A 20,296-nucleotide genomic window follows, 5' to 3' on the forward strand; every position below is an offset into this window, starting at 1 on the left:
CGGGCGACGCTCCCGTCAGCTCGCCTTCGGCCCGTCCTGGAACACCGCCTTGACGAGCTTGTCCATCACCTTCGGGAACACCTCCGCCGGGTTCAGCTCGGCGTCCCCGGTCGTCACCCCGGCGGTCAGCGTCCTGCTGCCGTCGGGGCTGCTGTACATCAGCGCGCCGTACCCGCCCGGGGCGCCGCCGTTGTGGTGGTAGACGGTGCCGCCGGTGTCCGGGCCCAGGTCCTGGACGAACAGCCCGAGGCCGTAGCCGAGCGGCCCGTGCGGCGTGCGCATCTCGGCCAGCAGCGGCGCCGGCAGCAGCGTGCCGCCGTTCAGCGCGGAGATGAAGGTCTGGAGGTCCCGGGTGGTCGAGTACATGCCGCCGGCGCCGAACAGGAGGGAGAGGTTCTGGCGGGAGACGTCGGCGACCTTCCACTCCTCGCCGTCCTGGTAACGGTAGTAGCCGTGGGCGTGCGGCTCCGGGAGGTCCGTGACGTCGCCCGACAGCACGGTGTCCCGCAGTCCGAGCGGCCCGAGGATCCGCCGCTGCATCTCCTCGCCGTAGGGGCGGCCCGCGAGCCGCTCGATCAGCAGCGCGGCCAGCGTGTAGTTGGTGTTGGAGTAGCTGAAGCCCGCCCCCGGCTCGAACCGCGCAGGCTTGGAGAGGGCGAGCGCTATCAGCTCCTGCGGCCGGTAGCTGCGCAACCGGGTGTCCACCCACTCCTTGCCGGTGGCGGGGACGCCCAGCACGATCGTGCCGTCCTCGTAGTACTCGCCGGTGTAGTTGAACAGCCCGCTGGTGTGCTGCAGCAGCATCCGGACCGTGATCCGCCCGTCCAGCCCGAACTCGGACAGGTGGTCGGCCACCGGGTCGTCCAGGCCGATCCTCCCCTCGGCCACCAGCTGCAGCACCGCGGTCGCGGTGAAGGTCTTGACGACGCTGCCCGTCCAGAACCGGCCGTCCGTCGGCGGTTCGGCACTCTCGCCGAGCTCGCGCACCCCGGCGCTGCCGACCCACTCGCCGCGCTCGTCGTGCACCCTCAGCTGCACCCCGGCGAAGCCGGCGTCGACCGCTTCCTGGATCGCCTGCTGCAGTTCGGGGCGGGGGTCGATCGTCTGCATGATGCTTCTCCCGTGCTTTGCGCTTCGTGTTTCTGACAACGGAAAAGCTACGTTGCTTTCCAGATGCCAACAACCCACTCGTTGCGCAAAACTGACATACACGCAAGTCATAGCCGTGAAATCGTTGCAGAGGCTCTAAATCTAACGCAACGACAGCTGGCGATTCATTGCAATGGATGAAGACTGAACGCTCTGCGTGAAGCGGGCCCTCCCACTCCGGGGCCGAACAGCCCTCCGGCTCCCGGCGCGAGCGCCGGGAGCCGGAGGGCTGTTGCCGCGGTGCCGCCGCTACCGCGACCTCCTCCTGAACACCACGAGTCCGAGGCCGAGAGCCGCGGTGACCAGCGCGATGACGGCCAGCCGGGTCCCGTCGGTGGTCGTCCCCGTCCCGGGCAGCGGTCCCGGGTGCGGGGACGTGCTGGGGTGCGCCGGGTGTGAACCGGAGTGGGAGTGCGTCGGAGTCGGGTGGGGCGAGGGGCTGGGCGACGGGCTCGGCGACGGGCTCGGCGAGTGCGAGTGCGTCGGCGACGGGCTCGGCGAATGTGAGTGCGTCGGCGACGGCGACGGGCTCGGCGACGGCGACGGCGACGGCGACGGACTCGGCGACGGCGGGTTCACGGGGAACTCGTTGGTGAAGGTCACCGCCCCCTGGTCACCCACCTGGACCGTTCCCGCGGGTGTCCCCGGGTCGGTGTCCTCGACGGTGACGACGGCGTTCGCCGGCGGGTCGACCTCGGTCACCGTGCACCGCGCCCCGGCGGGCACCCCGATGGTGCGGTGTCCGTCCGCGTCGAGGGTGAACCGGGCGTCCTCCGGCGGCAGGGTGACGGGCAGTTCCCGGCCGTCGGCGTCGAGGAGCACGCAGGTGACCGCGAAGGCGTACGGGCCGGAGCCGGTGCCCTTCACCTTCTTGTCGACGGTCAACCGGGCCCGGCGGAAGGTGTTGACGGCGGTGACGGCGACGGTCCGGCCGGTGCCGATGACGACCGCCGTGTCCGGCGAGTGGTGGTCGACGACGTGCGTCGTGGCTCCGCCGGTGCGGCTCTCGGTGGCCCAGCAGCGGGCCCCGGCCGGCAACGGGTACCCGAGGTCGTCGATCTCGCGCTCGCCCGCGCCGTCGAGCGTGTACGGGCGCCGGTCCACGAGGGTGCGGACGGAGCCGTTCCCGGAGGCGACGGTGCAGGTCAGGAGCAGGGTGAAGCTGCGGTCCCGGGCGAACTCGGCCGCGTCGCCGGTGACCTGCTTGACCAGCTTGAGGCCGCCGGTGGTGAAGGTGTTGGTCGCGGTGACGGTGATGTCGGGGTTCGCGGTGGTGACGACCGCCGCGTCGGCGAAGCCGCCGTGGTCGACCGCGGCATCGGTCGCACCCGCCTTGTCCGGCTCCTCCGCCCAACAGCGCGCCCCGATGGGCAGGTCCGGGATGCGGATGCTCCCGCCCGCCTTGAGGTCGTAGCGCTTGCGGACGACGAAGGCGACGGCCGGTGCGCCGTCGGTCCCCTCCGCCTCGCGGACGCAGGTGACGCGGAGGCTGAAGACGGCGTCCCGCACGTACGGGGCGTCGGCAGGGGCGCCGGTGACCTCCTTGGTGACGGTCAGGGTGCCGAGCGAGAAGGTGTTGGTGACGTCGACGACCACGGTGTCGACCGGGCCGCCGCCGGGCCGGACGGTCACCGGGCCGACCGGGGGCGGAGTGCTGTCGGCACCCGCGGTGTCGGTCTCGGTGACGGTGCACTCGGCGCCGGCGGGCAGGTCGTCGACGGTCCCGGTGAGGCCGGGGGCCTTGAGGGCCAGGCCGCGGACGACCGCGTCCGGCTTCCCGTCGAAGGAGCAGGCGATGCGGAAGCGGAACGTGCGGTCGGCGTACCGGGTGCCGGGGCCGTCCAGCTTCTTGGTGACGCGCAGGGATCCGGTCGGGAAGTCGTTGGTGACGGTGAGGCCGGCGGCCTTGCCGGGGACGGAGTCGACGACGGCGGTGCCGGTGCCGCCGCCCGCGGAGTCGGTGGCGCTGACGGTGACGGTGGTGGCGCCGCCGGCGGCGGGTTCGGTGGCGGTGCAGCGCGCTCCGCCGGGGACGTGGTCGAGGGACTGGAGGCCCTCGCCCGCGAAGACCAGGTCCTTGGGGAAGCCCGTCAGGGGCTGTCCGGCGAGGGTGCAGTCGACCCGGACGGTGAAGGGGCCCTTGCCGACGTCCTTGGCGGCCGCACCGGTGACGGCCTTGCGGATCCGCAGGCTCGCGGTGCGGTACTCGTTGCTGATGACCAGGTGCTGCCCCTCCTGGTCGGGGGTGGCCGGGGTGATCACCACCTGCTGGGCGTTGGCCTCGCCGAGGCTGGGGCTGGTGGCTCCGGCGGGGTCGGTCTCCCAGACCCGGCAGGTCGCTCCGGCGGGCACGCCGACCAGCGCCATGGGCGTGTACGGGGTGATGTCCCAGGTGCCTTCGCGGACGGTCCGGGCCGGGCCGCCCTCGGGGGTGACGGTGCACCGGTAGGCGAGGGTGTAGGGGCCGGGCGGCAGGCCCTCGGGCAGGCCGGTGACGGCCTTGTCGACGCGCAGGTTGCCGAAGCGCATGCCGATGCCGACCTTGGGCGGCTCCGTGGTGGGGAGGTCCTCGGGGGCGCCGTCGCGCACGACGGTCTCGGAGTGCGCGAAGGAGTTCCAGGCGATCGACGGGTCGTGCGGCTGGGTGAGGTCGACCGGCGCGGACATCGGCAGGCTGATGAACACCTCCGCGCCGGGCTTGAGCAGCGGGTCGAAGCCGATGCCCAGCTCGATCCCGGTGGCGTCGGGGGTGAACGCGTCCTGCCAGTTGCCGGGCTCGCACGCACGGCCGGGCGTCCGGACGGTGGCGCCGCAGGGGCTGGTCACGGTGGAGTACCGGGTGGTGAGGGCGCCGGGGCCGGTGAGGACGGGGGCGCCGGCGAGGGCCGGGCGGGGCTGCCACTCGGTGCCGCGCTGCTGGTCGCCGAGGAGGACCCCGGTGTCGCCCTGGTGCGGGAGGACGTCGAGCAGCCTGATCCGTTCGGCCGGCTCGGTCCCGGTGTTGACCGCGTGGATCAGGTATTCGTACTTCTGGCCGGGCAGCACGAGCGCGGTGCAGGGGTACTGGGTGTAGGTCCGACCGCCCTGCCGGAGGACGGGGCAGCCGGGTGAGTCGGTGGCCGCGTAGCTGCGGGTGGCCGCGTTGTAGAAGCCGAGGCCGGGATCGCCGGTGACCCACTTGGCGGCTTCGAACGCGGTGCCGGCCAGGGTGCTGATCTCGGCGCGGGACGTGCAGTAGGTGCCCGGCCCGAAGTCGGCGGTGTCGTCGACCGCCTTGCCGTCGCGGTCGGAGTCGTGTCGGCAGTCGAGGTCGGGCCGGGCTCTGGAGCCGGCCCCGGCGGTGTTCTGGACGACGGTGTCGCCCGGGACGCCGGGGGCGAGCCGAACCTGGAAGGTGATCCTGATCTCGGCGCCGGGGAGCAGCGTGAATCCGCTGAAGTCCCAGACGGCCTTGGTGATGCGGCCGGTGGCGTCGCGCTGCGGCTGGTAGGCGGGTGCGGGGGGCGGGTTGGTGCCCGGTCCGCTCGCGGTGATCCGGAAGGGCAGTCCACCGGCGCCGGCGTAGGTCTCGTCGAAGCGCAGCAGCGCGGGGACGGGGTCGGCGACGACCGGGTCGGGCAGCGGGCCGGTGCCGGTGTTGCGGACGGTGATGGTGAAGGGCGCGCTCTCGCCGGGGCCGATCCGGCTGTCGGGGGTCTTGGTGACGGCGATCCTGGCCGTGCCCTCCTCGAGGGTGAGGGTGGCGGTGCTGTCGCCGAAGGGGAAGAGGGTGCCGGGCTGCTGGAGGCTGCTCTCGCCGGCGGCGCGGGCCGTGTCCCGGAGGGTCCCGGGCACCTGGGTGGCCGGGTCGGAGCGCAGGGTCGCGCGGGCGGCGACCTTGAGGCAGACGGTGGCCTGCGGGCAGGGGCCGTCGGGGTGGTAGCCGGCGCCGGGGGTGAGCACGTGGCCGCCGCCGGATCCGGTGAAGGTGAAGCGCAGGCCCCTGACGTCGCCGGCGTCGACGCCGGCGGGCAGGGCGGGTGTGGTGTCGCCGGTCGGGGTGCCGGTGGTCCAGCCGGCGGCGGGTGTGTCGCAGGCGGCGGTGCAGGCGTCCACCCGGACGCGGTCCGCGCCGGGCGGGAAGCTCACTCCGGCGATCCGCAGGAGGTCGACGGCGTCGAAGAAGTCCGCGTCGGTGTCGGTGACGACGAGCTGCCGGAGGTTGGTGTTGCCGGTGTTCTCGGCGCGGATCCTGAGGTCGACCTCCGGCCGGGGGACGCCGGGCAGGGTGCGGGCGACGGTGGAGGGGGCGAGGCTCTTCTGGACGGATCCGCCGGTGCGGGCGGGGGCGGTGGTGGTGTCCTCGTGGGTGCAGGCGGGGCCGCCGACCGGGTTGCCGCCGCTGGTGATCTGCATGCAGTTGCGGAAGCTCCGGCCGTCCGGCACGCCGTCGCGGCGTACGACGGTCACGGTGACGATCAGTCGGCCGTGCGGGGCCAGGTCACCGTCCACACGGGCGCGGACGCCCCGGGCGCGGTCCAGCAGGGCCCGGTCGGCGGCGTCGTACGGGACCCACCCGCGGGCGGTGGGGTCGTACACCTCCAGCTGGACGGGCAGTCCGTAGGGGTAGCGGTAGGAGACGGTCAGGTCGGTGAGCCCGGCGGCGTCGAAGACGGTGCCGCTCGCGGTGGGGTCGGCCGGGTCGGTGATCGCCGGCCGGGCCATCGGGCCGTTGCCCTCGTTCGCCAGGTCGAGGGTGAAGGTCACCGGCTGGCCGGGCGGCAGGTCGTTCTGGCTGGCCGTCTTGGACTGGCGGACGTCCGTCCTCGGGTCCTCGACCGGCAGGGACCGGCAGGCGGTGGAGGTCCCTTCCCCGGCCCCGTTCACGGGGTTGCCCGCGGTGGCGTCCACGCAGTTGCGCACGCCGTCCCTGGTGTCGTCGGCGGTGACCCGGTCGTTCAGCGTGCCGTGCAGGGCCAGGCCGGCGGCCGCGTTCGGCGCGATGGTGCCCAGGCCGGTGGCGTCGGTGCCGGTGAAGGTGGCCGACACCCGGCTCGGGGGGCTGCCGGGCGGGCACCCGGTGGCGGGGAGGTCCTGGGTGGTCGGCGGCTGGGCGAGGCTGACGGCGGCGGGCGTGCTGCCGTCCCGGCAGGTCACCCGCACCGTGGCGGCGCTCGCGCCGGCGGGGAAGGTCACCCGCAGCCTGCCGACGTCCACCTTGTCGAACGCGCTCGGGGTGTGCGTCGAGGGCTCGGTGACGGTGATGGAGGCGACCGGGAAGGAGGCGGTGTTGCGGCCGGTGGCGAGCACGGTGACGGGGGCCCGGGTGCCCAGGACGGCGCTGCCGTCGGCGGTGAAGTCACCGTCGGTGTCGGAGAAGAACTCCTTGCCCGCCTCGACGGTGGCGATGTTGGGCAGGATGTCGTAGTCGGCGCAGGCCTGTTCACCCGTCACCTTCCCGGCGACCGGGTCCTCGGCCGTGGTGGTGGCGCAGTTGCGGACGCTCTGGCGGGTGGTGGGCGCGAGCGGCTGACCGGTCGAGCGGACGGTGTCCCGCAGCTTCAGGTGCAGCGGCACCTCCCCGCCCTCCCGGTCGTACGGGAGCGGTGTGCCGCCGGAGCCGGTGAACTCCAGCCGCACCCCGGTCACCGAGCCGGCCGGGGCCTGACCCGGCAGCTGGAGGTCGGGGCCCGCGGTGGGCGGCCCGGCCAGGTACTCGTCCGCCGCGCACGGCGAGCCGACGGGCTTGGTGCACACCAGGACCCGCACCCGGTCGGCACCGGCCGGGAACCGGGTCACCGGCCCGACGCCGGTGAGGTCGAAGTGGTCGAACGTGGCCGGGGTGTCGTCCTCGACGGTGAGCCGGGACACCGCCGCCGAGGTGGACGATCCGTTGCGCACCCCGAGCGTGACGGTGCTGTCGGCGCGCGACTGCGCCACGGCGGACCCGTCGGCCCACTTCTTGCTCGTGACCGGCCGCACGACCCGCGGGATCCGCACCGTGACGTCGGCGCCGTCCTCGGCCGGGGAGGCGTTGTCGGCCTTGATCGTCGCCGTGTTCCGGACGGTCGCGCCGTCCTGCAGGGTGGTCTCCTTCGGCACCCGCATCCCGATCGGGAGGTTGCGGCTGGCGCCGGCGGGCAGCCCGGTGCTGCCGGCCGGCGCTGGCGGGCTCGGCAGCGGTTCGGCGAAGGTGATGGTCAGCTTCCGCGTCGAGGCGTCGTAGACGACCGTGCGGGTGTCGGTGGTCCTCGGCAGCGAGGTGATGTCGAACTCCGCCGGCAGGACGTCCTCGATCACCGGGTTGACGCAGGAGGTGGTGAGCGAGGAGCAGCTCGCCGTGAGCTCGTAGGAGAACACCCCGCCGGCCTCCACCGGCATCGTCGCGCCCGTCACCCGCTTCTGGATCCCGACCACCGCGTCACCCGCGGCCCGCGCGGCGCCCGCCCTCTCCCCGCCCGACGGCCGCCCGCTCGGCGGGGGCCCGGCGGACGCCCCACCCGCCAGGGTGACGGCGAGGAGCCCGCCGATCGCTGATGGAACGACCACTGGCCAGAGCCTGGCGAAAGCCGGTCGAACGAACATGGGACCCCTCATCGGCGGTGGCACGACTCACACGGACGGGGCACATGATGTAACGGTCCAGTGACATGATGTGACTAATGCACGCGTGTCGCGCCCTTGATCAACCGATCAGCCGCCCACCCTCAGCCATCCGGCACCCCGCCCGCGACGCCCGCCACTCCCCTGAGCCACCCCCGGTGGCACCGCCCCCGAGAACCACCCGAGACACCCTCACCGCGGGAAGGCCCTGCCCGCCCCTCCCCCGTCCTGTCTCATCCCGCGCGTTCCGGACCAGCATCCGGGGCGGACAGCACGTCGAGCGCGTGGCCGATCGCCTCGCGCAGGGCGTCGTGTTCGGGGCCGAGCGCGCTCGCCGGGTCGCGCCAGTTCTCCGCGGGGTACCGCCACACCGGGTGGCGCACGAGGTCCGGGCTCTCCCATTCGAACCGGGGCCACACATGCGCGTGCAGGAAGCCGTCGGTGTTGCCGAGGATCTCCAGGTTCACGCGCCGGAACTCCGGGTCCAGCCGCCGGCAGGCCCGCTCCACGGCCTCACCCAGCCGGTCCATGTCCGCGAGGAAGGCCAGCCTCTTGCTCCGCGGCAGTTCGGACAGGCGCTGCACGTCGGGCTCGTCCACCAGGAGAACCGAATACCCCGGCAGGAACTGCACGTCACCGATCACCGCGAACCCGGCGTCGAGCCGCCGCAGCACGGTGGGGTTCGTGCCGTTCAGCGCACTGCCGATCCTGTCGTCCCGCCAACTCTCGACCATGACGGAAGACCCTAATCCGCGCGTGGCCGGAGAGGACCCGGCCGGTCGGCTCGCGATGCTCGCCGCCGCCGTACGGGTCGAGTGCTGAACGCCGAGTGCCGAGCAGAAGTGGCGTGCAGCGCCGACCGGGGCGGCGGCCCGGGCGTCGTTCCCACCGAAGGGCTCCGTTTCGGTCCGGCCCGTCAGCCTGCCGCCACCGATGCCGCAGGAGCGGCCCGGACGGGCGTGGTGCGCAGGTTGACGAGGCGCAGCCCGCCCGGCTGGCGGGCGGGGGGGCGGCGCGAGGGCGCCGGACGGCGTGAGGGCGGCGGACGGCCGGGGGATCGCCGTCGTCGGCCAGGACGTCCTGCGGCGCGACGTGCTGCGGGAGCGCGACGTCGCGGGTGGGGCGAACGTCGGCCTGATCGACCTGGTCGCCCGTCACGCCCTCGACCACGGCTTCCACGTCGTCGTCGAGGGCATCCTCGCCGCCGACCGCTACGGCCCCATGCTGGCCCGGCTCGTCGCCCCCCGGCGCCGGGGGGCTTGCGCCTGGGGCGCGCGGAGCTCGGGCAGATCGCGCGGAGCCCGTGGTGGTGCCGGCACCGGTGATCTCGGAGAACCGCGTGCGTTCGGTGTCAGAGTTTGAACATCGTGGCGTAGGGCTGGGCAATGCGTTCCTGCCGCGATCCGAAGTCGACGAGCACCGCGATGGCGCTGTCGCCTTCGACACCGATCGCCCGGCCGAGGCCGTACGTGTCGTGGGTGACGCGGTCACCGACGGCGAAGTGCTTGCGCGGTGCTTCAATCGGGGCTTTGAAGGGGCTGGCGGGCAGGACACGGCGGACTGCTGGAGATTTCTTCATCCCCCGCAGTATGCGCCGAAAATCGCGGGAGCGTGCCTTCTTCGCCCACTCGATTCCGGAGTGCCTCCGGCCGGCCGGTGGGCGTGGCACGTCGCTTTCGCGGGCCCGCCGCGCCGGGGGGAAGGACCGGCGCCTACGCGGCTCGCCCTCCCCGGGGAGCGACCGACCGGTGCCCGAAGGTGGCGGATGATATTCCCAACTAGGTTGCCAGGTAGTCACTTTGAAAGCACTACTACCTAGTGACCAGCGCCTCCCGGCAAGGGCGGCCGCAGAACCGGGGTCGGAACATCCACCCACGGCGGGCCCGGGCCTGCTAGAGTCGTTGTAGTTGCAGTAGTGGTTCCCATGAACTTTGTGTGCGCCTGCTGATGTATTCGCAGGCGCATTTTTGTGTCCCGGCTCTTCCCCGGGTGGGTGCTCATCGCGGCGACTCGGAGCGCGCACTGTGCGCGCTCCGGACAGCCCCTCTAAGGAGATTTCTTTATGGCTAATGGCACTGTGAAGTGGTTCAACGCGGAAAAGGGCTTCGGCTTCATCGAGCAGGAGGGCGGCGGCGCCGACGTCTTCGCCCACTACTCGAACATCAACGCCAACGGCTTCCGTGAGCTGCTCGAGGGCCAGAAGGTCGAGTTCGACGTCACGCAGGGCCAGAAGGGCCCGCAGGCCGAGAACATTCGCCCGCTGTAGTACTTCTGCCACGGCACCCGCCTGGTAGCGAGGGGCCCGCACCGCGTACACGATGCCCGGTGCGGGCCCCTCGGCATTGCTCCGCCCTGCACGTCCCCGGCCTTTCAGGCCCCTTGGCTCCGCCACCGGCGGCCATCCCCACGCGAGACGAGCAGCGCCGCGTCCGGACCGCCGCCCCTGCCGTGACATCCCACGGTTCGAGGATCTCCGTTCCCGCCCCGGCGGTGAGCGCCGACCCGAAGTGACGTGCCGAACGGGTTTCACCGTCCACGCCCCGCGCTCCACACTCTTCGGCCCGTTCCTCGCGACCTCCTGCCGGCGCCCCGCGCCGCGGATCCGCCTCGCGACGTGCCACCCCCAGGAGGTTTCCCGTGAACCGCTCCCACCGCTCCCAGTACCAGAACGCCGACTTCCGTTCCTCGGCCTCCTCCCGATCCGCCGGCGCCGCCTACGGCTCCCGCTCCCGCGGCGGCTCCTTCTACGGGGACCGGCCGTCCGGTGGCGGCCGGAGCAGTCGTCAGGGCGGCGCCCCCCAGGGCGAGTTCTCGATGCCGGTGAGCACCACCCCGGCGTTGCCCGCAGTCGAATCGTTCGACGAGCTGGACATGCCCGAGGCCCTGCAGTCGGTACTGATCCGCCAGGGCGTCACCACGCCGTTCCCGATCCAGGCCGCGACACTGCCGAACTCGCTGGCCGGACGTGACGTCCTCGGACGCGGACGAACTGGATCCGGCAAGACCATCGCGTTCGGTCTCGCGGTCCTGGCCCGCGTCGCCGGCCATCGCGCCGAGCCTCGCCGCCCGCTGGCCCTGGTGCTGGTCCCCACCCGCGAGCTCGCGCAGCAGGTGACCGACGCCCTCACTCCGTTCGCGCACGCCGTGCGGTTGCGGATGGCGGCCGTGGTGGGCGGGATGTCGATCAGCCGCCAGGCTCAGGCGCTCAACCGCGGGGCGGAGGTCGTGGTGGCCACCCCCGGCCGGCTCAAGGACCTGATCCAGCGCGGCGACTGCCGGCTCGACGGCGTCGGCGTCACCGTACTCGACGAGGCCGACCAGATGGCCGACATGGGCTTCCTGCCCCAGGTCACCGAACTCCTCGAACAGGTCGCCGCGGACGGGCAGACGATGCTGTTCTCCGCCACCCTGGACCGCAACGTCGACCGCCTGGTGCGGCGCTTCCTGAAGGACCCGGTCACGCACTCGGTGGACCCGTCCGCGGCTGCGGTCAGCACCATGGAGCACCACGTGCTCCAGGTGCAGAACTTCGACAAGAACGCCACGATCGCCCACATCGCCTCCCGCGAGGGCGGGGTGATCATGTTCACCGACACCAAGCACGGCGCGGACAGCCTGGTCGAGGACCTGCTCGCGAACGGGGTCAAGGCCGCGGCCCTGCACGGCGGCAAGTCCCAGCCCCAGCGCACCCGCACCCTGGAACAGTTCCGCACCGGCCAGGTGACCGCGCTGATCGCCACCAACGTCGCCGCCCGCGGCATCCACGTCGACGGGCTCGACCTCGTCGTCAACCTCGACCCGCCGAGCGACCACAAGGACTACCTGCACCGCGGCGGCCGCACCGCCCGGGCCGGCGAGTCCGGCACCGTCGTCACCCTCGTCCTGCCCAACCAGCGCCGCGCGACGGCCCGCCTGATGGCCACCGCCGGCATCACCCCCGTCACCACCAGGGTCACCGCCGGCGACGAGGAGCTCGCCCGCATCACCGGCGCCCGCGTCCCCACCGGCGTGCCCGTCGCCATCCCCGACCCGGTCGTCGAACGCCCCCGCCGCAACGCGGCCACGAACCGCGGCCACCGCGGACGCCCCGCCCCCACCGGCGGCGAGACTCGCGCCAACGGTGCGAGCCGCGGCGCCCGGGGCTCCTCCGGCCGCCGCCGGACACCCAGGCGCATCGCCCTCGCGGCCTAGCGGCTTGTCTGACGATTCGCGTCGCATCAGCACGCGGCGGGAAGTGTCAGACAAGCCCTGGCGGACAGGCCCGGGCCGGACCGCTCCCGCGGTTCGGCCCCGGCGGACCAGGCGGCCGTCCCGCCGCCCGTACCCCGACCACCGCCGGCCCCGGCGAGAACGACACGACACCACGGAGCCCCCATGGCCCTCACCCTCCAACGCCCCGCGACCACCACCACGGTCCACGACCTCATGACCGACCCCGAGCTCCAGATCAGCGACGACGTCATGCTCGACATGGCGATCCACATCCTCGACGGCTCCGGCGCCGACCACCTCCTGGTGCGCGACGACGACGGCCGCTGCGCCGGGCTGCTGACCCGCCGGCACCTCGCCCCCTTCCAGGTCCGCACCCGGTCCACCGAGCGCACCCCGGTCCGTGGCATCACCTTCGACCGTGCCCCGTTCGCCACCGGCGACATGCTCGCCGCCACCGCGGCCTCCGCCATGCGCGCCCGCGGTCTGGCCGTGTGGCCGGTGGTCGACCCCGACGGCCACGCAATCGGCCTGCTGAGCTTCTAGACCGGCGGCCCGGGCGCGCCGGGACGACCGGGCGGCACGGGATCCTGGAATCGCGTGCCGCCCCGGCTGGTGTGCCGGTCGGCCCGGGCGGTCCCGGCCGAGTGACGCGGGTGCGGCCGGCCGGGCACTGCCGACGACGGCGGGCCGCACCCGCGGACGGCTACAGGGTGCGGGCGAGGCGGTCGGTGAGCAGACGGGTGAAGCGGGCCGGGTCGGGCAGGTCGCCGCCTTCGGCGAGCAGGGCGCTGCCGTGGAGGAGTTCTGCGGTGTCCGCGAGCGCCGGGTCGTCGGGGTTCGCCTGGTGGGCCTGGTGCAGGGCGGTGACGAGCGGGTGGCCTGGGTTGAGTTCGAGGATGCGCTTGACCTGGGGGAGGTCCTGGCCCATGGCCCGGTACATCCTCTCCAGGGTCGGGGTGAGATCGTGGGCGTCGCCGACGAGGCACGCGGCCGAGGTGGTCAGGCGGGTGGAGAGGCGGACCTGCTTGACGTGGTCGGCCAGGGCGGTCCGGAGCCACGCGAGCAGAGCGGCGAAGTCCTGTTCGCGCTGGGCCTTCTGCGCCTTCGCCTCCTCGCCGCCGTCGCCGTCGGCTTCGTCGTCGAGGTCGACCTGACCCTTGGCGATGGACTGGAAGCGGTGGCCGTCGAAGGCGGGGATCTGGTCGGTCCAGACCTCGTCGACGGGGTCGGTGAGGATGAGGACCTCGTAACCCTTGGCGGTGAAGGCCTCCATGTGCGGGGAGTTCTCCGCCATGGCGCGGTTCTCGCCGGTCAGGTAGTAGATCGCGTCCTGGCCGTCCTTCATCCGCGCGACGTACTCGCGCAGCGTGGTCGTCTTCTCCACGTCGTGGGTGGAGGCGGCCGAGACGAGTTCGAGGAGGGTGTCGGTGTTGTCGCGGTCCTCGAGCAGGCCTTCCTTGAGGACCCGGCCGAACTGCTCCCACACCTTCGTGTAGGTCTCGCTGTCCTTGGTCTGCATGGTCTTGATGGCGGCGAGGACCTTCTTGACCAGGCGCCGGCGTACCGCGGTGATCTGGCGGTCGTGCTGCAGGATCTCACGGGAGACGTTCAGCGACAGGTCGTGGGCGTCCACGACACCCTTGACGAAGCGCAGGTAGTTCGGCATCAGCGCGTCGCAGTCGTCCATGATGAACACGCGCTTGACGTACAGCTGCACCCCGCGCTTGGTGTCGCGGGAGAACAGGTCGAACGGGGCGTGGGCGGGGATGAACAGCAGCGCCTCGTACTCGAACGTGCCCTCGGCGCGCATGTGGATGGTCTCGGCCGGGTCCTGCCAGTCGTGGCTGATCTGCCGGTAGAACTCGTGGTACTCGCCCTCCGTCACCTCCGAGCGCGGGCGTGCCCACAGGGCCTTCATCGAGTTCAGCGTCTCCGGCTCCCCCGCGGCCTCGTCCCCGGAGGCGGACTCGGCAGCGCCCTCGGCCTCGCCCGTGGCGCCGACGGGCTCGGGGGCCATGCGGATGGGCCAGCGGATGAAGTCCGAGTACTGCTTGACGACCTGGCGGATCTTCCACGCCGCGAGGTAGTCGCCGAGACCGTCCTCGCCGTCCGCCGGCTTGAGGTGCAACGTGACCGAGGTTCCCACCGGCAGACCGTCCGCCGGCGCGATGGTGTAGGTGCCTTCTCCGTCGGACTCCCACACGGTGCCCTGATCGGTGCCGGCTCGGCGGGTGTGGAGGGTGACCTTGTCGGCGACCATGAAGGCCGAGTAGAAACCGACGCCGAACTGCCCGATCAGGTGCTGCGCGGCGTCCGCGTCCTTGGCCTCCTTGATCTTGGCCAGCAGGCTCGCGGTGCCGGACTTGGCGATGGTGCCGATCAGGTCGACGACGTCCTCGCGGGTCATGCCGATGCCGTTGTCCCGCACCGTCAGGGTGCGGGCCGCCGCGTCGACCTCCAGCGTGATGTGCAGGTCGGAGGTGTCGGCTTCGAGGTCGGTGTCGGTGAGGGATTCCAGGCGGAGCTTGTCCAGGGCGTCTGAGGCGTTGGAGATCAGCTCCCGCAGGAAGATGTCCTTGTTCGAGTAGATCGAGTGGATCACCAGCTGCAGCAGCTGGCGTGTCTCCGCCTGGAACTCCAGCGTCTCGGTCGGGCTGGCCACGGGAGGCGTCTCCTTCAGTCGAAAGGCTATCGGGCAGTGAGGGGTTCGAGTCTGGTTGTCGGGCCGTGCGGGCGTGCCGCGCGGCCGGCCGCGGGCATCTCCTCGGTGGCGGCGCCAGCGGGGCAGGGCCGCCGGCATCGGTGACGGTCCACCACCGTTGCCAGCCAGGGGACACGGGGGCCGCACGGCGTCGACTCGCTCAGGCCCCGACCTGGCCGGCGCCGTCACGCACCGGCCGGGGCGTGCGGCGGTGCCGACCGCTGTCGGCGCGCAGTCGGTCGGTGCGGACGGTGAGCTCATCGAGGCGGCCGGCGATGGCCGGGTGGGCCGCTTCCAGGAAGGGCCGGGTCGCAGCGAGCGGGGCGAGCAGGTGGACGGCGTCGTTGTCGCCGAGCGCGTCGAGCAGTCGTTCCATGACGGGCGCCGCCGAGGCGTTGAGGCCGTCCAGAGCGCCGATCTGTCCGGCGAGACGGCGCAGGTCCGCCGCGTTGTCGCGGGCCCAGGTGGTCACCGCGCGGTCGGCGGCGCGCTGATCGCGTGTGGCCTGGACGCGCTGCTCCCCGGTGCTGCCGGCCTCGGTGCCGGCGTCGGCGTCGGGGCGCATGCGCAGGTAGCGGCGTTCGGCGGCCTGGCGGCTCTGGACGCCCATCGGTTCGGCGAGGTCGGCCCAGGTGGCGCCGGCGCCGCGGGCGGTCTCGATCAGACCGGTCTCCCAGCCGGCGAGTTCCTCGCGAAGATGGCGCAGCAGCAGGAGCGCGGACAGGGCCTGGGCCGGGTCCTGGTGGCCTGCGTCGTCCGGGGGCGCGTGGCGGGCGGTTCGGGCGGCGGCGTCCATCGCGCCCAGCGCGGCGGCGGCGGCCAGGAACGAGGCCGGCCCCACCCTGGCGGCGCCGACGTCCGGAGTGTCCATGTCGTCACTCTTTCGCTGACTTGATGTGTGTCATCGTCCGGATGACAGATTACAACATCCGGTGCCGCGCCACACCGGTGAGAACCACCCGGAAGGCTCGACCTGCCCGGCGCCCTGCCGGAGACCGGCGAGGCCGACCACCTGTGCCGGGTCCCCAGAAGCGAGAACGCGCTGGGCAGGGGATCGAAGCGCAATCGATGCGGCACCGCTGCGACTACGCCCCTGGGCTCATCTGGCCGAGTCTGCAGAACGGGCCGCACGGTGCGCGCCCACCGGTTCCTCCCGAGATGGAGCACACCATGAAACTGCACGATGAACTGCCGGTCGACCACCGACTGTCCCAGGTCTACCGCGTCGGGGCCGGTCTGTGTGGTGCGGCCCTCCTCGTGTTCGGCTGCCTCGGATTCGCGGACGGGCTGTCCTTCTTCAGCACCTCCGGGGAGACCGTCGCGGGCTTGTCCAGCAACGGTCTGCTCAGCCTCGTGTCGGTGGTGACGGCCGTCGTACTCGTCGGCGGTGCGGCCGTCGGCGGGAACACTGCTTCCACGATCAACATCACCGTGGGCGCGCTGTTCGTCCTCAGCGGCTTCGTCAACCTGGCACTGCTGGACTCGTCGGCCAACGTCCTGGCCTTCCGCATCCAGAACGTGCTGTTCAGCTTCGCGATGGGACTGGTGATCGCCACCTTCGGCATGTACGGGCGGGTGAGCGGCAGGCTGCCGCTCGACAACCCCTACTGGCGCCACCGCCACGCGCGGTCGACTGCTCGCAACCGGCCTGCGGGGGTACCCGGCGTGGTGGCGCGCTCCGGCCTTCCCGGGCGGCCGGCGTGAGCGGACCGCTCCCGCACCCGGGTGTTCGCCGATCAGCCCGGGCCGCGCTTCCCCGCCCCGGGGAAGGGCGGCCCGGGTTCGGACGCCCGGTGCTACTGATCGAGGCCCGCCCGGTGCTGCGCGCCGGCGGGTCGTGGAGCCGCCGCCGTACGCCGCCTCCCTCGGCGGGAGCTCACCCATCGCCTTCCCGACCTGCACCGGCCGGGTCCGTGCGGCACGTGGCCCGGTAGGCGTCCGCGAGGGATGCCGCCACGGCGTCGATACCGAACCGCTCCCGCACCGTCGCAGCCCCGGCTGCCGCCATGGCCGCGAGCTCGGCCGTCGGGGTGAGGACGAACGAGCGCAGGCCCTCGGCAAGCGCGTCCGCCGATTCAGTGGCCAGCAGCCGCCCGTTGACTCCGTCGTGCAGATAGTGGGAGGCCCCGCCGCGCCGGGGGGCGGCCACGGGCAGACCGGCTTCCATGGCCTCGAGCACGGCAAGGCCGAACTCCTCCTTCGCGCTGGGGCACACGTAGAGCGCCGATCCCGGTCCGCGCCGTGCCAACGCCTTCTCCAGGAGACGGACACGCCGGTTGGGCAGGGCGGGCCACAGTGCCGCCCGGCTTCGTGCGACCGGGTCCGCGGCCAGGAGTTCGGTGACCCTGGTGCTGACCGCCGTTTCGATGGTGGTCGGGTCGGTAGGCGACCCACCGACCAGCAACAGGGTCGTGCGGTGGTGCAGGCCGGCGAGCAGCCAGGCCTGCACCAGCCGCTCCTGCTGTTTGACGGGGTGAAGCCGCCCCACGCAGAGCAGGAGGGGGAGCTCACGATCGGTGGCGTCCAGGCCGCCGCCGTTGCCACCGCCGCGGAACAGGCGTGCGAGCATGCTGTGTCCGGTCGCGGCGTCGTCAGGAGCGGGCCTGAACGGCGCAATGCCCTCGGGCTGGACATGGACCGACCTTCCGTCCAACTGCGGGAAGTGTTCCGATAGTTCCTTCACTCCGTTCCGCCCGGGCATGGCGACCAGCAGGTCGGCGCGGTCCACGAGGCGGTCGGCGACGAAGATCCGGTGCATGTCCAGGCGCAGCGTGCGGCCTGCATCAGTGGTCTGCTCAGGGGCCAGGCCGGCGTGCCGTTCGTCCATCGTCCGGTGCGGATCGGGGGTGACCGTGAAGGCGAGCTTGGCGCCGTAGCGGCGTGTGGCCTGGGCGATGGCGAGGGAGGCGTCGTCGGCGAACCTGACGTGAGTGATGTCCGGTCGGGCGCCCGGGAGTTCGAAGACTCGGGTCGTCCACCATGCCAGTGCGGGCTGATGTGCGGCTGCGTTCTGCGGGTCGAGTGCCTCCGGTGAGTCCACGGGCAGTCGCACAAGCAGGTGCGCCGCGCTCAAGCGGCTCACCTGTTCCGAGCATTGGGCTTCCGAGGGCTGGGCGGCCGTCAGGGTGAGGACCCGTGCCGCGCGCGCGTGGGTCGTCAGGGCTTCGCCCAGAGCGGTCAGCAGCACGCTCATGCCACCGCTGAGTCCGGCACCGGGTTCCTCCAGGCGGCCCAGCAGCATCGACTGCGCGACGACCGGATAGGCCGTGAAGGGCTTCGTCAGCGAGTCGAACGCCGCCCTGAACCGCTGTCCCGCCGACGACCCGGGGCGGGCCCGCTCGTGGCATGCGGCGAGGAGCAGTTGCTCGTAGGCGTCCAGGCCGATGTCCGAACCCGGCAGCACGAGGTCCCCGTCCGGCACTCCCGAAAGGTAGCGCCAGAGCGCATGCCTCTGGAGCCGTCCGGTGGGCTGCAGTCCGGCGGCCTCCCTCGCGGAGAGGGGGCGGAGGCTGTTCGCGTCCGCCACATCGAGCAGGAAGGCGGTTCCGGCGGGACCGGGAGTCGCGAGCAGCCGTCGGCGGATCTCGGCGCTGGCGCTGAGGCCGCCGTCGGGATCGCAGCTGCGTTCCCATGCCTCGGCGAGAGCGGTCCGTTCCCACGGTTCCAGGTCCGGGATTGCGCCTGCGGCGGCCAGCACCCTGGTCGGCATCGCGCGCTCGCGCCTGGCCAATCGCCTGAGCCGTGCCGCACGGCGGTCCGAGTGGGACAGGAGTGAGTCCGGACGGGCCCGGGTTCCCCCGTACTCGGCCCGCGCCAGGCGTCCGAGCAGATCACCACCGGTGACGGCGCCCACGCCCTGGGTCCAGTGGAACCGCCGCCAGGCGGCGAGAGCCCCGGCGCCCGCGGCACCGGGCCGTCGCGCTGCGGCGGCCGGACCAGGCGTGACTTGGTGTGTCATCGGTCTTCCTCCCATACCTCCGAACGGTCACCGGCACGTTCGGAGGCAGGTAGTGGAACGGATTGGACACGGTGCGTCGGGTCCCGGCACCACGGCATCCGCCCTGCGCCGCACGGCCCGGCCGCGTCGTCCATCCGTGGCTCTCAGGGGATTCCTGGCATCATCGGAAGCCGCACGCGATCCGAAGCCCTTGACGGAGGACACCATGGCCCGCGTCGCCGTGATCAGCCCGCCTTTCCACTCCCATGCTCGGCCGCTCGCCGCGCTCGGTGCCTCACTGGCCCACCACGGCGCACGCGTCGACTTCGCCTGCACCCGTGCCTTCGACGACCTCGCCACCCGGAGCGGGCTCGGTTTCACCGAACTCGCCGTCACCCGCAACGCCAACCACGGCATCGCCGAATCCACCCGCCAGGACGACGCCGAGGCCCAGCGCCTTCGCGAATTCCTGGACGCGACGTTCGACGGGCCGACGGCAACCCTCCTCACCCAGGCGCGCCACCGCGGCGACGACATGCTCGCCGAACCCGAACGCGTCCTGCGCGACCTCGCGGCCCTTGACGCACAGCTGCGCCCGGACTGGTACCTCGTCGACCAGCTCTCCTACTCCGCAACCCTCGCCCTGCACTGCCTCGGCCTGCCCTACGCCACCTTCTGCCCCGGCCACCCCAGCTATCTGCCGGCCCCCGACGCCTACTTCGGGCTGCCGTACGCGTGGCCCGAAACGCTCCGGCCCGCTCCCGCCGATCTCGACCGACTGCGCGCCGCGGTCGCGGCCAACGACGCCGCCTTCACCGCCGTCTTCAAGGCGATCGCCCGCCTCCACGCTCCCGGCAGGCCCGAGCCCGACCGGGCCTTCACCCTGTGCTCACCGCACGCGGTCGTGTTCAACTACCCACATCTGCCCTGGCTTCCCCCCGCCCCGCGAGGCCCCAAGGCCTTGTACGCCGGCCACCTGCTGCCGCACCGCGGCACCGCGGTGCCGGACGCGCCGTGGCGGGCCGTGCTAGCGCGCATGACCGCAGACGGGCGCCCCGTGGTGCTGGTGGCGCTGGGCACCTTCCTGTCCGCCCGCCACGACGTCCTGGCTACCGTCACGGCAGGAATCCTCCGCCACACCTCGGCCTCCGTCATCGTCGCCGCCGGCAACCGCGTCGCCGATGTCACGGGCCACGCGTTGCTGCACGACGCCCCGCCCGAACGGCTGCACGTGGCCCCGGTCATCCCGCAGCAGGAACTGCTCTCCCATGCCGCCGCCATGGTCCACCACGGAGGCAACAACTCCTTCACCGAATCCGTGCACGCCGGCGTCCCCGCACTCGTCCTGCCCTTCTCCAGCGATCAGTTCGCCATCGCCCACGACGCCGAGCGCGCCGACCTCGGCCGCTGCCTCGACCCCAACACGCTCACCCCGGAATCCGCCGGATCCGCAGTCGCGGACCTCCTCGCCGGAGGCGTCAGCGGGGCCGCCGAACTCAGCAAGCGCATCCGCGCCCGTGGCCCCGACTGGACCGCAGCCGCGCTCCTGACACACATGCCCGCAAGCCGCTGAACACACGGCTCGGGCACCGCGGGCGAGCGAAACGCTGCGAGTGGCGACCGGCTGCAGCCGACGGACGCTGGAACTGCACCGACGGGTCGAAGGAGCCACCACCGTGAACGGACCCGGCTGCGGGCGGGCCGGCTGCGGGCGG

At 72.7% G+C, this 20,296-nt stretch carries 12 protein-coding genes and 1 pseudogene; 6 read left to right on the plus strand and 7 right to left on the minus strand.

Features of this window, described 5'->3' with window-relative positions:
• Positions 1-15 precede the first annotated feature (15 nt).
• From ACIA8Q_RS00475 to ACIA8Q_RS00485, 3 genes are all read right to left on the minus strand, one after another.
• Complete coding sequence (locus ACIA8Q_RS00475; protein ID WP_396316492.1) at positions 16-1,110, minus strand: serine hydrolase domain-containing protein; 1,095 nt, start codon at positions 1,108-1,110, stop codon at positions 16-18.
• A gap of 288 nt (positions 1,111-1,398) precedes the next feature.
• Positions 1,399-7,545: a DUF5979 domain-containing protein gene (locus ACIA8Q_RS00480; protein ID WP_396316493.1), complete on the minus strand. Its 6,147-nt coding sequence runs from the start codon at positions 7,543-7,545 to the stop codon at positions 1,399-1,401.
• Positions 7,546-7,964: 419 nt separating this feature from the next.
• The gene (locus tag ACIA8Q_RS00485) at positions 7,965-8,465 is read right to left on the minus strand and encodes a diadenosine tetraphosphate hydrolase (protein ID WP_360222334.1); all 501 of its coding nucleotides are present in this window, start codon (positions 8,463-8,465) and stop codon (positions 7,965-7,967) included.
• Between the two features lie 301 nt (positions 8,466-8,766).
• Here ACIA8Q_RS00485 and ACIA8Q_RS00490 point away from each other — a divergent pair.
• Positions 8,767-8,982 (plus strand): annotated as a pseudogene (locus tag ACIA8Q_RS00490) (kinase); the annotation flags it as partial.
• 100 nt (positions 8,983-9,082) lie between these two features.
• Here ACIA8Q_RS00490 and ACIA8Q_RS00495 read toward each other — a convergent pair.
• Complete coding sequence (locus ACIA8Q_RS00495) at positions 9,083-9,310, minus strand: hypothetical protein (protein WP_360222337.1); 228 nt, start codon at positions 9,308-9,310, stop codon at positions 9,083-9,085.
• A 483-nt stretch (positions 9,311-9,793) separates the two neighbouring features.
• Between ACIA8Q_RS00495 and ACIA8Q_RS00500 the strand changes: the two genes are divergently transcribed.
• The 3 genes from ACIA8Q_RS00500 (at position 9,794) to ACIA8Q_RS00510 (ending at position 12,486) form a co-directional block, all read left to right on the plus strand.
• Positions 9,794-9,997: a cold-shock protein gene (locus ACIA8Q_RS00500; RefSeq protein ID WP_035850027.1), complete on the plus strand. Its 204-nt coding sequence runs from the start codon at positions 9,794-9,796 to the stop codon at positions 9,995-9,997.
• A 371-nt stretch (positions 9,998-10,368) separates the two neighbouring features.
• A complete protein-coding gene (locus ACIA8Q_RS00505) occupies positions 10,369-11,922 on the plus strand; it encodes a DEAD/DEAH box helicase (protein WP_363363940.1) in 1,554 nt (517 codons plus the stop codon).
• A gap of 183 nt (positions 11,923-12,105) precedes the next feature.
• On the plus strand, positions 12,106-12,486 hold the full coding sequence (locus ACIA8Q_RS00510; protein ID WP_360215641.1) for a CBS domain-containing protein: 381 nt from the start codon (positions 12,106-12,108) through the stop codon (positions 12,484-12,486).
• 160 nt (positions 12,487-12,646) lie between these two features.
• On the opposite strand, the gene htpG is transcribed toward ACIA8Q_RS00510, so the two are convergent.
• Together htpG and ACIA8Q_RS00520 are read right to left on the minus strand one after the other, a co-directional pair.
• The gene (gene htpG / locus ACIA8Q_RS00515) at positions 12,647-14,605 is read right to left on the minus strand and encodes a molecular chaperone HtpG (RefSeq protein WP_387900454.1); all 1,959 of its coding nucleotides are present in this window, start codon (positions 14,603-14,605) and stop codon (positions 12,647-12,649) included.
• A gap of 199 nt (positions 14,606-14,804) precedes the next feature.
• A complete protein-coding gene (locus ACIA8Q_RS00520; protein WP_396316494.1) occupies positions 14,805-15,515 on the minus strand; it encodes a type III effector protein in 711 nt (236 codons plus the stop codon).
• 299 nt (positions 15,516-15,814) lie between these two features.
• Here ACIA8Q_RS00520 and ACIA8Q_RS00525 point away from each other — a divergent pair, with 299 nt between their 5' ends.
• Positions 15,815-16,348 (plus strand): DUF4383 domain-containing protein, encoded by a 534-nt coding sequence (locus ACIA8Q_RS00525; RefSeq protein ID WP_360215650.1) that lies wholly within the window; start codon positions 15,815-15,817, stop codon positions 16,346-16,348.
• A gap of 172 nt (positions 16,349-16,520) precedes the next feature.
• Here the strand turns inward: ACIA8Q_RS00525 and ACIA8Q_RS00530 are convergent, their stop codons facing one another.
• Complete coding sequence (locus tag ACIA8Q_RS00530) at positions 16,521-18,497, minus strand: glycosyltransferase family 4 protein (protein WP_396316495.1); 1,977 nt, start codon at positions 18,495-18,497, stop codon at positions 16,521-16,523.
• 310 nt (positions 18,498-18,807) lie between these two features.
• Here ACIA8Q_RS00530 and ACIA8Q_RS00535 point away from each other — a divergent pair, with 310 nt between their 5' ends.
• Positions 18,808-20,154, plus strand: a complete 1,347-nt coding sequence (locus tag ACIA8Q_RS00535; protein WP_396316496.1) for a glycosyltransferase — start codon at positions 18,808-18,810, stop codon at positions 20,152-20,154.
• Positions 20,155-20,296 lie beyond the last annotated feature (142 nt).

Origin of the sequence: Kitasatospora sp. NPDC051705 (assembly GCF_044453265.1) — a bacterium.
Classification (GTDB): domain Bacteria; phylum Actinomycetota; class Actinomycetes; order Streptomycetales; family Streptomycetaceae; genus Kitasatospora.

What these genes read in the sequence shown, in the direction of transcription:
- ACIA8Q_RS00475 (WP_396316492.1), bottom strand. Translation starts at nt 1,110, where the DNA reads ATGCAGACGATCGACCCCCGCCCCGAACTGCAGCAGGCGATCCAGGAA.
- ACIA8Q_RS00485 (WP_360222334.1), bottom strand. Translation starts at nt 8,465, where the DNA reads ATGGTCGAGAGTTGGCGGGACGACAGGATCGGCAGTGCGCTGAACGGC.
- ACIA8Q_RS00495 (WP_360222337.1), bottom strand. Translation starts at nt 9,310, where the DNA reads ATGAAGAAATCTCCAGCAGTCCGCCGTGTCCTGCCCGCCAGCCCCTTC.
- ACIA8Q_RS00520 (WP_396316494.1), bottom strand. Translation starts at nt 15,515, where the DNA reads ATGGACACTCCGGACGTCGGCGCCGCCAGGGTGGGGCCGGCCTCGTTC.
- ACIA8Q_RS00535 (WP_396316496.1), top strand. Translation starts at nt 18,808, where the DNA reads ATGGCCCGCGTCGCCGTGATCAGCCCGCCTTTCCACTCCCATGCTCGG.
- ACIA8Q_RS00525 (WP_360215650.1), top strand. Translation starts at nt 15,815, where the DNA reads ATGAAACTGCACGATGAACTGCCGGTCGACCACCGACTGTCCCAGGTC.
- ACIA8Q_RS00510 (WP_360215641.1), top strand. Translation starts at nt 12,106, where the DNA reads ATGGCCCTCACCCTCCAACGCCCCGCGACCACCACCACGGTCCACGAC.
- ACIA8Q_RS00500 (WP_035850027.1), top strand. Translation starts at nt 9,794, where the DNA reads ATGGCTAATGGCACTGTGAAGTGGTTCAACGCGGAAAAGGGCTTCGGC.